This window comes from Paramylibacter kogurei, assembly GCF_002742285.1.
Lineage (GTDB): Bacteria > Pseudomonadota > Alphaproteobacteria > Rhodobacterales > Rhodobacteraceae > Amylibacter > Amylibacter kogurei.
The window spans coordinates 864,846-878,226 of sequence record NZ_MDGM01000012.1; the positions used below are offsets into that span (position 1 = coordinate 864,846).

A 13,381-nucleotide genomic window follows, 5' to 3' on the forward strand; every position below is an offset into this window, starting at 1 on the left:
CTCCGTTATTTTGTTGGTCGGTATGCGGCACCCCAAGGGAACCGCCCAACCTTGATTGTGTTTATTGCGGTTAGCTCTGAAACATCAATTACGCTGACGTCACCAGACACACCATTGGTGGTGAAGAGCAATGATTCATCAGCATTGAAGGCCATATGCCAAACGCGACGCCCCACAAGGATATAATCCAAAACTGCATAGGTATTCGGATCCACGACAGCGACGTAATTCGATGGACCAAGTGCAACGAATGCGTATTTTCCATCATCGGTTAATTTAAACCCAACAGGTTGGATGCGATCACGATGCACACCTTGGATTTCAAAGTTTATCTTGGCCTTTTCGGTTTGATCGGCGGTGTTAAACACGCTGATCGTGCCCCCAATTTCGGCGCTGACCCATAATTCGGAACCATCTTTGGTGAATTCTGCGTGGCGGGGGCGTTGATCCACCAATGTATTGGCGAAAATGGTTTGGTTTTCGGTATCAATCCAATGCGCCATATTGGTGGTTTCCGATGTGGTGATAGCGATTTTTCCATCGGGGGAAACGGCCATGCCTTCGGGTTCAATTCCAACATCAATCTGTGCAATCACGCGGCGCGTGTCCGTGTCAACAACTGTTGTAATCGCATCATCTTCGTTGGCGATATAAAGATGTTTGTTATTGGGGTGTAACACGAATTGTTCGGGGTCTTCGCCTGATGGCAAGTCGTGCAATATTTTGCCGGTGTTTGGATCAATCACCTGCACCGCATCGCTATCGGATGCACAGACATAAAGCACCGAAAAATCCTTGGAAAATGTGATGCCTCGCGGGCGTTGACCAGTTTCAATCGTGCGTGTCACTGTTTGGGTTTCAATGTCGATCACCGAAATGGTGTCGTCTTTCTCATTTGTTACCCAAATTTCATCCCCAAACGCGGGTGAACATAACAGTGCGAATAAGAGCGTGAATCGCATTTAATCCTCCTGAAACGCGGTACAGTTGGATTCTGGTTGATCCAGCCCCAACGTGTCCAACTCGTTATATTGATGTAAAAAACCGGCAAGCGGTGCCATTGCAACCGTGGCGTCGTGATGTGCCAAAACAATGGGTTGGCGCATTTGCCCGTTCCATGATCGAAACGACAATTTGCGTCCCTTAAACCCAGCAAGTGCAAATTCATCTGACAGCAAATATGATTTAAGCGTTTTTAAATCATTGGTGTTGGTACGCGTCACAGCTTCGCCAATGGCGCGTATAGCGGCCCAACTTGCGTAATCAGTTTGGCGCATGTCACGATTTGCAAGATCGCTAAAACGATTTTGTAATTGCACCGCACCATATTGTTCCACTGAACGCGCCCAGCCCGTTGTGACCAAACCAACCGAACCGGCAACGGGGCGGGGCAGCCATGTGTTGTAAACCACATATCGCGCAAAATCATTGGTTTCATCGGCAACCACAAGCAATTGGTGATCCTTGAAATCCTGTGTGAACAGGGGAATTTCATTGCTGGCGCTGCGTCGCATGTCCGTGTCAAATGTCCAATCTTTGCGCCCAACCAGATCAATGCCAAATTTGTTGATTGATTTTTCAAATGATGTTGCGAGTGCTTGGTCCGCCGATTGTGGCCCAACAATCATCGCCCAAAGTTGCCATTTTTTCGCAAATGCAAACTGGGCCAATGCATCCGTTAGCATGGCATGTGATGGGGCTGTGTGAAACATATTGGCCAGACAGGATTCATTGCGCAATGCATTGTCCATTGCGCTGGCATTAAATAATATGGCTGCGCTTTCCACCACCATTTGCGATATAGCAATCAGATCGGGTGTGGGTGCATTGGCCACCAGAATTGTTTCCCCAAAATCAATCAGATCTTTCAGTGTTGAAATGTCTTGGTCGGGCGCGAGGGTGATTATATCCAACGCATAATCATGCCCCAGAAATTTCCCTGTGGTCTGATTATCAACCAGACCAAGCTTTGCCCCAACCACACCCAAATCGGTTGGGATGGGATCAAGATTTGAAAGTGTGGGCGCGTGGTTTTGTTCCCGCATTACATATGTGATCGAAACGCGTAAATCATTGGCAAACGCAAAATTTGCCAGCATTGCAATGCTGATCGCCAAAAGCATTCCCAAAAATTTCATTGTGATCCTCAACACTTCCTCAAGACCACGCTATCGGCTCTGTCAAAATTACAAAATGATCCAAAGGTCTAATAGAAGGTTTTGACGGAGTTTGGCAAAAGGTCACAAAGCAAGCATTCGGGAGGTTCGCAATGAACAAGGGTTTTGGTTTTCTGGCGGCAATGTCATGTGGCGTTGCGGCATTGGTTACAACACCAACAGCGCCAGTAAACGCACATGGTGATGTAGCACCACAAGCGGTTGATACAACTGGTCTGCCAAATTTGGGCGATGAACAGTTAGAGGAAAATCCGTGGCGTGACCCAACTGGCGAGGCATGGTCTGCCGCCGTCACCATTGGCGATTCTGGATATAACCAAAACTGTGCACGTTGCCATGGATTGGGTGCGGTATCGGGTGGATTAGCACCTGATTTGCGCTATCTCGAGGCGGATATTGACGGTGACGAATGGTATTTAGAACGCTTTAACGGCGGGTTCACACAAAACGGAATTACGAAAATGCCTGCCTTTGGTGAATTGCTTTCGCAAGAGGCGGCATGGGCCATTCGAACCTATCTGGAAACGCGCCCTGATGACGGTGCACTGGATGATCACACCGATGCATTGCAGGCGATCAAGCTTGATCTGGAAGCAAAGTCCGCATCAATAACGGAGGGTGATAAAACCGTTTCTGATTACGCAACAGAAATTGGTGCGATCAAACAACAGCTTTCGGATATTGCGCAAACTGTTGAAACAGGATCAGGCGCACCGCTGGCGGATTCCGTGGCATCACGTGCTGTGGCGGCACTTGATGACAGTGATGAGAGTTTGAAAAAAGCCGTTGATATTTTATCCATCGGCCTGTCAGTTGCGCAATAATGCGCGGCGGTCTTGTCGCGCTCTCGCTCTTGATTGCAACCCCTTCGTTTGCGCAAAACTGCGAAGGGGTAAAATCGGGTCTGGAAGCCTACGGTAAACCGCAAAACACTGGGCGTGATATCGTAGGGCAGAGCCTGGATGATATCATTGATCGCGGTTGGATCATGTTTGGCGTGTATGAAAATTACGCGCCTTATTCATGGATGAAGGATGGCGAACTTGTTGGCGTTGATGTCGATCTTGGGCGACTAATTGCACAGGATTTGGGTGTCGAAGCACGGTTTTTCCAAACAGCAGCGGATGAAAATGTTGATGCGGATTTGCGCAACAACGTGTGGCGCGGCAAATTGATCAGCGGCCAGATCGCGAATGTGATGATGCACATTCCATATGATCACGAACTGGGCTGTCGTAATGAACAGGTTGTTTTAACGGGCCAATATTTCAACGAAAAAATGGCTATTGCTTATCGCGATGATGTTTATCCCGATGGTGGGCCAACACCTGCGTATTTTCGGTATGATAAGGTTGGCGTTGAAAACGATACCTTGGCCGATTTCTATCTTGCGTCCATTGGCAACGGTTTAATGGTGCCCAACATGGTGCGATTCAATCATATTGATGATGCGATGGCGGCATTGCGCGACAAACAAATTGCCGCCGTAGCAGGGCCAATTGGGCAATTGGAACATGGCGTGGTCGATGGTATTTCTGTTCATCAACCCCCGTTGGTCGGTTTGGCAAAGTCACAATGGACATTGGGCGTTGCCGTGCGTCACAACTGGCGCCCATTGGGATATGCAGTGGATGATGCAATTCGCATGGCTGTGAGCGATGGGCGCATGGCAGATATCTTTGCCAAATATGGATTGCAATTTACCCCACCAGAGTGGTGATTTTCCCATGCTTGTCGATCAGGATACAGCGCTGAATTACACCCGTTTGTACCAATCGTTGCGCCAAGGATAAATCATCCGCCAAGCAAAGCGCGGTTGATATCCCATCCGCGATGCTCGCGCGTTTTGCCACCACGCTTACGCTTTGCCAAACGCTTGGGATTGCGCCGCGTTTGGGATGTAAAATGTGGCCTGTGTGTCCGTTTAACATTAATGCCGATGGTGCAGATGTTGCAATTGCGGCGTTGGACAGGGTGATTGCACTATCGCTACCGCCAATTGCGATTTTTACTGGATTTGTGCCTGTACGATATTCGCCAATGTTGACGGTGGCGTCGGGAAAACCTGCATTGTGAAGCAGAGTGGATATTTGATCGGTGACAAAACCCTGTGCGATGCCGTTTAATGTCATTGCCATACCGGCACGCGCAAATCGCAGGTGATCAGGTGTATTTTGAACATGCCGCCAACCCACTCGGAGCAACGCTTGTTTTTCTGCATCCACTGGCAAATTGGGGTCATTCGCATATGCTTGCCACAATGGCTGTATCGTTGGGTCAAATAATCCGTTGGTCAACGCGTGGATTTCATTCACTTCATTCAATAGCGCATTGAAATCAAATGAATTTGCCGTTTTTCCTGTGTGGTTTAGCGATGAAATTCGCGATTGTGGTTGATAGATCGAAAATTCACCTTCCAACCGTCGGATATGCGAAACCGCGCGGGTGATGATTTGATCCGTGTTTGATTGCTGACTATGCAGCGTGATTGACACATCCGCGCCCAAGGCCACACCACGCCAAGTCCGTGCATGACTGGGCAGGCCAACACCCATTGCGGCGGCTGAAATAGTGATAAAACGACGGCGTGATATTGTCATAGGCTTCGACCCTTTTGTGCAAGGATAAGCGGCACACATTGGTTTGGATTGTCATGGATTGTGATACAGTCAAGACATTGAAAACATTCGCTATACTTGATTTCACCAGACTTCTTGATTGCACCGTAATTGCATTTTACTTTGCACAGCTGACAGGGCGATCCGCAAGCCTTGCGCCGTTCAATCCAATCGCGCCCGCGGATCAATCCACCAATCGCCATCACCGCACCAAGCGGGCAGAGATATTTGCAAAAGCTTTTAAAAACAAACATGCCCAAGATTAACCAGAGCGCCGCATAGGCCACGTAATACCAGTTGCGCATGAAATAGGTGGTGATGGCGGTTTTAAATGGCTCTACTTCGACCAATTTATCCGCCGTATCTGGGTTGTAAAAGGTCATGAATATCAGACCAAACAACACTGGGTATTTTAGATAAACCAAAACCGCATCAACGCGTTCAGGTAGGTTGATTTGGGGCAATCGCAACAAACGCCCTAAATGATGTGCGAATTCTTGCAATGCACCAAATGGGCAAAGCCAGCCACAAAACAACCCACGCCCCCACAATACAAAAGAAAGGATCACCACGAGCCAGATCAACAACGAAAACGGATCGTAAAGTAAGAACGCCAAACTTTGGCCCTCATACACACTTCTCATCACACCCAGAGGGGTGACAATCGACAGTTGGCCTTGGCCCCACCAGCCGATGAAACCCGTAACAAATGCCAGTATCGACAGGCGTATTGGTGTGTAAAACCGATGCCCCGCCAGCCAGTTTATTTTGCCCAGCATTATCCAGATCAGCGCAAAAAGGGTAACGCCTAATATTATCAGATCCACGATCCGCGATTGAATTGCCTCTAACCATGGTGGGGTGGGGACGTGGATATTTTCACGTATAAAAAAGCGTTCATCGGTTTTATGGTTTGCCTCGAAAACGACGTTACCAATTTCGGGGCGGAATGATCCGTGTTCACGTGTGGCCTTGACGCTGATTGTCCAATCGCGTGTGGGATCAAAGCCCAATCGCCGATCGGTGCGAAAAATCATTGCGGTTTCACCTGGAACACCATCGGCCAATTCCACATCAAGATCGGAATCGCGCAACGCAATTGGAAAACCGTCTTGATGTGCCTCGATTAAATCGGGGCTGGTGTTGCGAATGAATGTATCGCTGACCAACCCATGACGCCCGGCGTCGATCACCAACAGCGGTTCATCATGATTGGAAATCTGCATGAAACCTTGCAATTCATCATATGCATCTTGGGATAACACCGCACGTGCAATGGATTGTGGCCCTACATCAACCAGCCAAAGATCGAGATAGGCTTCGTCGGGTTCATCGGCGGCAATGGGGTCGTCATCTTCCCATAACGTATCTTTGAATGCAGCCTGAACCTCGCTATTTTTCACCAACTGACGGGTAGCAATGCCTTTGTCGACCAGCGTTTGCCAATCCAAATCTTCGTTATAATCTACGTTTGGTTTTGCCGGTGGGCCAGATGGGATTTGTTGCAACATTTCCTTGGCAACCTTAAAGCTTGCCGCCAAAATCGTTTCATGTGCAATGCGCACACTGGCCGTGGCTTTGGTTACGCCATCAAGATAAATCAGCGATGATGCCCCGTCTTTGCCGCCATAGGGAACGCCAACAACCAAGGTATCAAATATTGATTTACCTTTGTATTGTTCGACAAAATTGTGAAACAACGCACCATCCAAGCCAGATACAAATATCGGCTCGTTATGTTCAAGAATTTCGGCGTCGATAAATTTACCCTGTAAATCAATCGTCACGAACAGATTGATCGGTGCGCCAGAAAAACCGGGGATCACCGCATAGGGTAGTGTTTCAAATGCATAGCCGCCAACGCGCCCGTCTAGATTGACAATTTGATATGTGCTCGGCCCGATTTCATCACCCAGCGCAAAGGGCGGTTCAATTTTTGCTGCCAAGGTTTCGTAATCAACCTGTGCATACACAGTGTTTGCGATCATCATGATGCAAACGAAAATTGCGATAAAAATTTGGGAAATGAATTTATTCATAGGGGATGCTAGGCATCGTGCAATTCACCACGCAATACGATGTTGGTATTAGATGGTATAAATCCCGTGATCTTCGACTAAAGATTCATTGAACATTGTGCGTTTTTCTGTGCATCTGTTGGCGATGTTAAAAGCCAGAGGAACACCAAATGTTGAAACCAGCCATCATCGCAAGCGCCGTTTTATTGTCCATTTCGCCAGCCTTGGCACAGGATACAAATGCGCCAGAAGAGGCGACAGCCGATGTTCAAGAAGTCACCGAACCAGTTGCTGATGCAGAGGTTATGGAAACAGTTGCGGTTGATCCCGAACTGATCAAGGCGGGTGAAAAGGTATTTCGCAAATGCAAGGCCTGTCACAAGGTTGGGGACAGCGCCAAAAACGGGGTTGGTCCGATGTTAAACGGCATTATTGATCGCCCTGCGGCAACGGTGGATGGGTTTAGCTATTCTGGCGCGATGAAAAAAGCGGGTGAAGAAGGGGTTATTTGGAACGCTGAAAACCTGACTGCATATCTGGAATCGCCAAAGGGGTTTGTAAAGGGAACCAAAATGTCATTCGCTGGATTGCGCAAAGAAAAAGATGTCACTGCGATTATTGCCTATCTTTCAACATTCGCGGAATAATTAGTTCCCATGAACCATTAACGCCACGACCAGTGGTTCGGGATCGGTTCCAAAATACAAATCTTGTTGATCGCGCAAATCTGTTATCAGGGCGGCGCGATTTTGCGTTTTAACCCGCGTCAAATCCATTGCGGAGTTTATTGCATCACCACCACCATTTTGCACGTCGGCTTGTATGGTATCGTGATTGTCGATAACAAATTTTTTCACTAACGCGCGGCGATGATTATAGGCACCGTTTTGCGCACCTGTTGTGATCGCCTGAACGGGCCACGTCAGCGGGTTGCCCAAATGATTGGGCGCATTGCTAACGCATCCCGCAAGGGTGATATATAACAAGAGCCAACGCATGGGGTGATGTTATGAAATTTCACCCAGAAAAACAGGGTTAAATGCTTGACTCTGCAAACGCTTTTGACGATAAGCCGCCATCTGTTGCGCAAATTTGTGCAGAGAAATGTTCATATCGCACCAAACGGTGCGCGCTGTTCGAGGCGCGATTTTATCGCTAAACAGTTGGTTTTAAATATAAAACCATCGGGCCACAGGACGCGGAAGTTAAAGGAAAGACGCATATGTTTGCGGTTCTAAAAACTGGTGGCAAGCAGTATAAAGTTGCAAGCGGGGATATCCTGCGTGTTGAAAAAGTAACTGGCAATGCTGGTGAAACTGTTCAATTCAACGAAATTTTGATGGTTGGTGGCGACAAGCCAGTAATCGGTGTTCCAACAGTTGCAGGCGCAGCCGTTCAAGCCGAAATTCTGGAGCAGGGCAAAGGCCCAAAGCTGATCAACTACGTTAAACGTCGTCGTAAGCACTCTAGCCAACGTAAAAAAGGTCACCGTCAACAGATCACTGTTTTGCGCGTAACTGACATTCTGGCCAAAGGCGCTGACAAATCTGGCGTTGCTGTTGCAGAAAATGGTGCGGGTTTCGTACCTGGTGCCGTAGAAGCAAAACCAGCGAAAAAAGCAGCGGCGAAAAAGCCAGCTGCGAAAAAAGCCGCTCCTGCGAAAAAAGCAGCAGCAGAAAAGAAACCAGCAGCAAAAAAAGCAGCCCCTAAAAAGGCCGCTAAAAAAGCTGAAGACAAGTAAAGGACACGCGAAATGGCACATAAAAAGGCAGGCGGCTCGTCCCGCAACGGTCGCGACTCCGCTGGACGTCGTCTTGGTGTAAAAAAATACGGTGGCGAAGCAGTCATCCCTGGCAACATCATCGTGCGTCAGCGCGGTAACAAATGGTGGCCGGGTGAAAATGTTGGTCAAGGTAAAGACCACACATTGTTCGCACTGAAAGGTGGCGCCGTGAAATTCCACAAGGGTTTCAAGGGTCGCACATTCATTTCAGTTTTGCCGGTAGCGGATGCTGCTGAATGAGCTGATTGATTTCAGATTAACCATATGGTTATTGAAAAGGGTCGGCTGTTACGTCGACCCTTTTTTTATGTAAAGTGAACCCATGAAAGATGTCATTCAAACCAAACGCTTGACCCTGCGCCATTTTACCAGCGCAGATGCCCCCGCTGTGGCCAAAGCATTGAATGATTACGAGCTGGCGCGATGGTTATCATCCGCGCCCAATCCTTATGGTTTGGATGACGCAAAGAAATTCATCAACAAAACCAAGTCGATGAAAATCAAACCCTTTGCGATTTTTGATCAAAACCAATTTGTTGGCTGTATCGGTACGGATGGTTTGGTTGGGCTGGGATATTGGATTGCTCAGGATCATTGGGGCAAGGGATATGCATCCGAAGCTGTGCGTGAAGTCGTGAATTGGCATTTTTCCAATCCACGTAATACCGAACTACGTTCAGGTTATATTGCCGATAATGATAAATCTGCGGCGGTTCAGGAAAAGCTAGGTTTTCAGATCACTGAATATAATACGGTTGATACCGTATTGCTCGGCACTGTTGATCATGTGAACACGGTTTTAACCCGCGATGCGTGGCTTACGTCATTCAATTTACCAATTGAATCTGCACGGATATTTTTGCGCCCGTTATCCTTGGATGATTGGCATGATATGCAGAGCATTTCAGGCAATCGAGAAACCGCGCGGATGGTTTCAAAAATCCCCGTACCGTGGCCCGAAAGCCAAGTTAAACAAATGATCGCAGATACCGCGTTTCGCGGACAGGTTGGTTTCATGCTGGCCATTTGTTTGCATGGTGGGCGCATGATTGGCGTGATTGGTCTGGGCGGGGACAAAGATCCGTCCGTTGCTTATGTGATGTCAAATCAGTTTAAGGGGCGGGGCCTTACAACCGAGGCAGTAAATGCCTTGCTCCATTACAGTTTTAAAACCTTCGAGTTGCCATTTATTGCATCCGAAGTATTCACCGATAACCCCGCGTCGATGCGGGTGTTGGAAAAAGTAGGCTTTGAAAAATGTGGCGAGTCAATCGAACCATCCAAAGCGCGGCTTGAGCCTTCTCCCGTCTTTCTATATCGCTTGACGCGAAGCAAATTCGAAAGCCAAAACAAATGAAATTCCTCGATCTCGCCCGTGTATATCTGAAATCAGGCGCAGGCGGTAACGGCTGTGTATCCTTTCGCCGTGAAGCCCACCAAGAATTCGGCGGCCCTGATGGTGGCAACGGCGGCAATGGTGGCTGTGTTTATGCAGAGGCCGTGGATAATTTGAATACATTGATTGATTTTCGCTATCAGCAACATTTCTTTGCGCAAAATGGACGCCCGGGTATGGGTAAACAGCGTTCTGGCAAAGATGGCGAAGATATCGTGCTAAAGGTTCCTGTGGGCACTGAAATTTTGGAAGACGACCAAGAAACCGTAATTGCCGATCTGACCGAAGAAGGCCAACGTGTGTTGTTGGCTCAAGGTGGCAATGGCGGTTTTGGAAACCTTCATTTCAAATCTTCCACAAACCAAGCACCGCGCCGCGCCAACCCTGGCCAACCGCTGGTGGAATTAGAGGTATGGCTACGTCTGAAATTGATCGCGGATGTGGGGTTGTTGGGTTTGCCCAATGCGGGGAAATCAACATTTTTGGCAGCAACTTCAAATGCCCGCCCAAAAATCGCAGATTATCCGTTTACGACGCTGCACCCCAATTTGGGAGTCGTTGGTATCGATGCCAAGGAATTTGTGATCGCTGATATCCCTGGCCTGATCGCTGGCGCATCTGAAGGTGTTGGTTTGGGGCATCGTTTCCTTGGCCACGTTGAACGTTGTGCGGTGTTGTTACATCTGATTGATGGCACATCCGAAGATGTCGTGACCGATTATCAAACCATTATCACAGAGCTGGAAAAATACGGTGATGATCTTGCAGATCGCCCACGAGTGACGGTGCTAAACAAGGTTGATGCGTTAGACGAGATTGAGCAAGCCCAGAAAATCAACGATTTAGAACAGGCAAGCGGTGGCAAGGTTTTGGCGATGTCAGCGGTGGCACGCACTGGCACGGATAACGTTTTACGCGCCCTTGCGACACAAGTCGAAGATCGCAACGCTCGTGAAAAAGCGGAGGAAAACGCCGACGAAGGGACGACAGGATGGCGCCCCTAGATCAGACAAATCGTATCGTTATCAAAATTGGTTCTGCGTTATTAGTAGATAGCGAAAGCTCCCAATTGCGCCTGTCTTGGTTGCAAGGTGTTGCTGCTGATGTGGCCGCGATGCGCAAGGCTGGCAAAGATGTGGTTTTGGTTTCTTCGGGTTCCATTGCCTTGGGGCGTTTGGTTTTGGGGTTGCCTGCTGGTGCATTGACATTGGAACAAAGCCAAGCCGCCGCCGCTGTTGGGCAAATCCGATTGGCGCGCGCATATGAACAGGTGTTGGAACCCCTTGGGATAAAGACCGCGCAGATATTGTTGACGCTCGAAGATAGCGCAGATCGCCGTCGTTATTTGAATTCCCGCGCAACCATGACCACATTGCTTGGCCATGGTGTTGTGCCGATTGTGAACGAAAACGACACGGTTGCCACAGATGAAATCCGATATGGCGATAATGATCGCCTCGCGGCACAGGTGGCGTCGATGTGTGGCGCGGATATGTTGGTATTATTGTCCGATGTTGATGGGTTTTACACGGGCAATCCCAAAACCGACAGTCATGCAAAACATATGGGCGTGGTTGAAACCATCACTCCAGAGCTGGAAAAAATGGCGGGCGGTGCGGGCACTGCGGGTGCCAAAGGTGGCATGAAAACCAAAATCATGGCCGCAAAAACCGCAATGCGTGCGGGGTGTGGGATGGTGATCATGCTCGGCGATATTGATCGACCGTTGAATGCATTACAAAACGGCGCAAAGCATAGCCTGTTTTTACCCGAAGGTGATCCTCGCCAAGCGCGCAAAAAATGGATCGCGGGCATGAAATCCAAAGGTTCAATCGTCGTTGACGAAGGCGCTGCAAATGCGCTTGGACAAGGGAAATCATTGCTGGTTGCAGGGGTTGCGCAAATCTCTGGTGTGTTTAGCCGTGGTGACATGGTGTCGGTTGAAAATACTACTGGCATTGAATTGGCCAAAGGATTGGTCAATTACGACGCCGCAGAAGCACGCGCAATTGCGGGATGCAAAAGCGGTGAAATCAAAGAAATACTGGGATACCCAGGGCGCGGTGTGTTAATTCATCGCGACGATATGGTGATATGAGGGCATGATGGATATTCAACAAATGATGGCTGAAATTGGCCAAAAAGCAAAATCGGCAAGTGCGGAACTGGCCTATGCCAGCCCGGACAGCAAAACCGATGCATTGAATTTCGCAGCCGATGCTGTTTGGAAAAACCGCGCAGATATCATCTCTGCTAACGACAAAGATATGGTTTTTGGCCGTGACAAGGGATTGAGTGCCGCAATGCTGGATCGCTTGATGCTGGATGAAACGCGGATCAAGGGCATTGTGAATGCGCTTCGCGAAGTTGCGGCACAACCTGATCCTGTGGGGGCGATATTACAATCATGGGATCGCCCAACAGGGTTGAATATTAAACGTGTGCGCACACCGCTTGGCGTGATTGGCGTCATTTATGAAAGCCGGCCGAATGTGACTGCCGATGCGGGTGCGCTGTGCCTAAAGGCGGGAAATGCCGTGATTTTGCGTGGTGGTTCTGAAAGTTTTCATTCATCAAGTGCTATTCATCAATGTTTGGTGGATGGATTAACCAAAGCGGGTCTGCCTGCGGATTCCATTCAACTGGTTCCCACACGTGATCGCGCGGCTGTGGGTGAAATGTTAACCATGACTGATACGATTGATGTGATTGTACCACGCGGCGGCAAAGGTTTGGTTGGGCGCGTGCAATCAGAGGCACGCGTGCCTGTGTTTGCGCATCTTGAAGGTATTTGCCACATCTACGTTGATGTGGATGCTGACATGGAAAAAACCCGCAAGGTTATCATGAACGCCAAAACGCGGCGCACAGGAATTTGTGGATCGGCGGAATGTTTGCTGATCGATCGTCGTTTTTTCGACGCAAACGGTGCACCGTTTATCAGTGATCTGATCGCAGCAGGGGTAGAGGTGCGCGGCGATGAAACCTTGCAATCCATTGACGGCGTGATGGCCGCGACTGATGATGATTGGGGACGTGAATATCTGGATATGATCATTGCGGCGCGGATCGTTGATGGGGTCGGAGGGGCGATTGCCCATCTGCGCCAATATTCATCCAGCCATACAGATTGCATTATGACGGAAAATGACGATACCGCGAATATGTTCTTTCAACGGGTCGATAGTGCGATTTTGATGCGTAACGCTTCGACACAATTTGCGGATGGCGGCGAATTTGGCATGGGGGGCGAAATTGGCATTGCAACGGGGAAAATGCACGCACGTGGACCTGTGGGGGCGGAACAATTGACCAGTTTCAAATATTTGGTCGAAGGGGACGGAACAATCCGTGCATAACACATAAAAAAACCCGTCAAATTGGCGGGT

The 13,381-nt window shown here is 48.8% G+C and carries 13 protein-coding genes and 1 pseudogene; 9 read left to right on the forward strand and 5 right to left on the reverse strand.

Annotation, left to right across the window (positions count from 1 at the left end):
* Positions 1 to 5: 5 nt before the first annotated feature.
* Together BFP76_RS09705 and BFP76_RS09710 are read right to left on the reverse strand one after the other, a co-directional pair.
* Positions 6 to 962, reverse strand: coding sequence for a YVTN family beta-propeller repeat protein (locus tag BFP76_RS09705; protein WP_099593152.1), 957 nt, complete (start codon positions 960 to 962; stop codon positions 6 to 8).
* Positions 963 to 2,138 (reverse strand): ABC transporter substrate-binding protein, encoded by a 1,176-nt coding sequence (locus tag BFP76_RS09710; protein ID WP_099593154.1) that lies wholly within the window; start codon positions 2,136 to 2,138, stop codon positions 963 to 965.
* Positions 2,139 to 2,269: 131 nt separating this feature from the next.
* On the opposite strand from BFP76_RS09710, the gene pedF reads away from it, so the two are divergent.
* On the forward strand, positions 2,270 to 3,001 hold the full coding sequence (gene pedF, locus BFP76_RS09715; RefSeq protein ID WP_338064507.1) for a cytochrome c-550 PedF: 732 nt from the start codon (positions 2,270 to 2,272) through the stop codon (positions 2,999 to 3,001).
* A complete protein-coding gene (locus BFP76_RS09720) occupies positions 3,001 to 3,897 on the forward strand; it encodes a substrate-binding periplasmic protein (protein ID WP_099593156.1) in 897 nt (298 codons plus the stop codon). Before pedF ends, BFP76_RS09720 begins: the two co-directional genes overlap by 1 nt.
* On the opposite strand, the gene BFP76_RS09725 is transcribed toward BFP76_RS09720, so the two are convergent.
* Both BFP76_RS09725 and BFP76_RS09730 read right to left on the reverse strand, forming a co-directional pair.
* Positions 3,878 to 4,777 carry an FAD:protein FMN transferase gene (locus tag BFP76_RS09725; RefSeq protein WP_165775700.1) on the reverse strand — a complete coding sequence of 300 codons (900 nt, stop codon included), beginning with the start codon at positions 4,775 to 4,777 and terminating at the stop codon, positions 3,878 to 3,880. The genes BFP76_RS09720 and BFP76_RS09725 overlap by 20 nt on opposite strands.
* A complete protein-coding gene (locus BFP76_RS09730; RefSeq protein ID WP_099593160.1) occupies positions 4,774 to 6,834 on the reverse strand; it encodes a 4Fe-4S binding protein in 2,061 nt (686 codons plus the stop codon). The genes BFP76_RS09725 and BFP76_RS09730 overlap by 4 nt, the downstream gene beginning before the upstream one ends.
* 149 nt (positions 6,835 to 6,983) lie before the next feature.
* Here BFP76_RS09730 and BFP76_RS09735 point away from each other — a divergent pair, with 149 nt between their 5' ends.
* Positions 6,984 to 7,460: a c-type cytochrome gene (locus BFP76_RS09735; RefSeq protein WP_099593162.1), complete on the forward strand. Its 477-nt coding sequence runs from the start codon at positions 6,984 to 6,986 to the stop codon at positions 7,458 to 7,460.
* On the opposite strand, the gene BFP76_RS09740 is transcribed toward BFP76_RS09735, so the two are convergent.
* Positions 7,461 to 7,811 carry a hypothetical protein gene (locus tag BFP76_RS09740; RefSeq protein ID WP_099593164.1) on the reverse strand — a complete coding sequence of 117 codons (351 nt, stop codon included), beginning with the start codon at positions 7,809 to 7,811 and terminating at the stop codon, positions 7,461 to 7,463.
* A gap of 224 nt (positions 7,812 to 8,035) precedes the next feature.
* Between BFP76_RS09740 and rplU the strand changes: the two are divergent.
* From rplU to BFP76_RS09770, 6 genes and pseudogenes are all read left to right on the forward strand, one after another.
* Positions 8,036 to 8,545, forward strand: a pseudogene (rplU, locus tag BFP76_RS09745) (50S ribosomal protein L21); the annotation flags it as partial.
* Between the two features lie 21 nt (positions 8,546 to 8,566).
* Positions 8,567 to 8,836 (forward strand): 50S ribosomal protein L27, encoded by a 270-nt coding sequence (gene rpmA, locus BFP76_RS09750; protein WP_099593168.1) that lies wholly within the window; start codon positions 8,567 to 8,569, stop codon positions 8,834 to 8,836.
* A gap of 82 nt (positions 8,837 to 8,918) precedes the next feature.
* Positions 8,919 to 9,953, forward strand: a complete 1,035-nt coding sequence (locus tag BFP76_RS09755) for a GNAT family N-acetyltransferase (protein ID WP_099593169.1) — start codon at positions 8,919 to 8,921, stop codon at positions 9,951 to 9,953.
* Complete coding sequence (gene obgE, locus BFP76_RS09760; protein ID WP_099593171.1) at positions 9,950 to 10,996, forward strand: GTPase ObgE; 1,047 nt, start codon at positions 9,950 to 9,952, stop codon at positions 10,994 to 10,996. Before BFP76_RS09755 ends, obgE begins: the two co-directional genes overlap by 4 nt.
* Complete coding sequence (proB, locus tag BFP76_RS09765) at positions 10,984 to 12,090, forward strand: glutamate 5-kinase (protein ID WP_099593173.1); 1,107 nt, start codon at positions 10,984 to 10,986, stop codon at positions 12,088 to 12,090. Before obgE ends, proB begins: the two co-directional genes overlap by 13 nt.
* Positions 12,091 to 12,094: 4 nt before the next feature.
* Positions 12,095 to 13,351, forward strand: a complete 1,257-nt coding sequence (locus BFP76_RS09770) for a glutamate-5-semialdehyde dehydrogenase (RefSeq protein WP_099593175.1) — start codon at positions 12,095 to 12,097, stop codon at positions 13,349 to 13,351.
* Positions 13,352 to 13,381 lie beyond the last annotated feature (30 nt).

What these genes read in the sequence shown, in the direction of transcription:
- BFP76_RS09705 (WP_099593152.1), bottom strand. Translation starts at nt 962, where the DNA reads ATGCGATTCACGCTCTTATTCGCACTGTTATGTTCACCCGCGTTTGGG.
- BFP76_RS09710 (WP_099593154.1), bottom strand. Translation starts at nt 2,138, where the DNA reads ATGAAATTTTTGGGAATGCTTTTGGCGATCAGCATTGCAATGCTGGCA.
- pedF (WP_338064507.1), top strand. Translation starts at nt 2,270, where the DNA reads ATGAACAAGGGTTTTGGTTTTCTGGCGGCAATGTCATGTGGCGTTGCG.
- BFP76_RS09720 (WP_099593156.1), top strand. Translation starts at nt 3,001, where the DNA reads ATGCGCGGCGGTCTTGTCGCGCTCTCGCTCTTGATTGCAACCCCTTCG.
- BFP76_RS09725 (WP_165775700.1), bottom strand. Translation starts at nt 4,777, where the DNA reads ATGACAATATCACGCCGTCGTTTTATCACTATTTCAGCCGCCGCAATG.
- BFP76_RS09730 (WP_099593160.1), bottom strand. Translation starts at nt 6,834, where the DNA reads ATGAATAAATTCATTTCCCAAATTTTTATCGCAATTTTCGTTTGCATC.
- BFP76_RS09735 (WP_099593162.1), top strand. Translation starts at nt 6,984, where the DNA reads ATGTTGAAACCAGCCATCATCGCAAGCGCCGTTTTATTGTCCATTTCG.
- BFP76_RS09740 (WP_099593164.1), bottom strand. Translation starts at nt 7,811, where the DNA reads ATGCGTTGGCTCTTGTTATATATCACCCTTGCGGGATGCGTTAGCAAT.
- rpmA (WP_099593168.1), top strand. Translation starts at nt 8,567, where the DNA reads ATGGCACATAAAAAGGCAGGCGGCTCGTCCCGCAACGGTCGCGACTCC.
- BFP76_RS09755 (WP_099593169.1), top strand. Translation starts at nt 8,919, where the DNA reads ATGAAAGATGTCATTCAAACCAAACGCTTGACCCTGCGCCATTTTACC.
- obgE (WP_099593171.1), top strand. Translation starts at nt 9,950, where the DNA reads ATGAAATTCCTCGATCTCGCCCGTGTATATCTGAAATCAGGCGCAGGC.
- proB (WP_099593173.1), top strand. Translation starts at nt 10,984, where the DNA reads ATGGCGCCCCTAGATCAGACAAATCGTATCGTTATCAAAATTGGTTCT.
- BFP76_RS09770 (WP_099593175.1), top strand. Translation starts at nt 12,095, where the DNA reads ATGATGGATATTCAACAAATGATGGCTGAAATTGGCCAAAAAGCAAAA.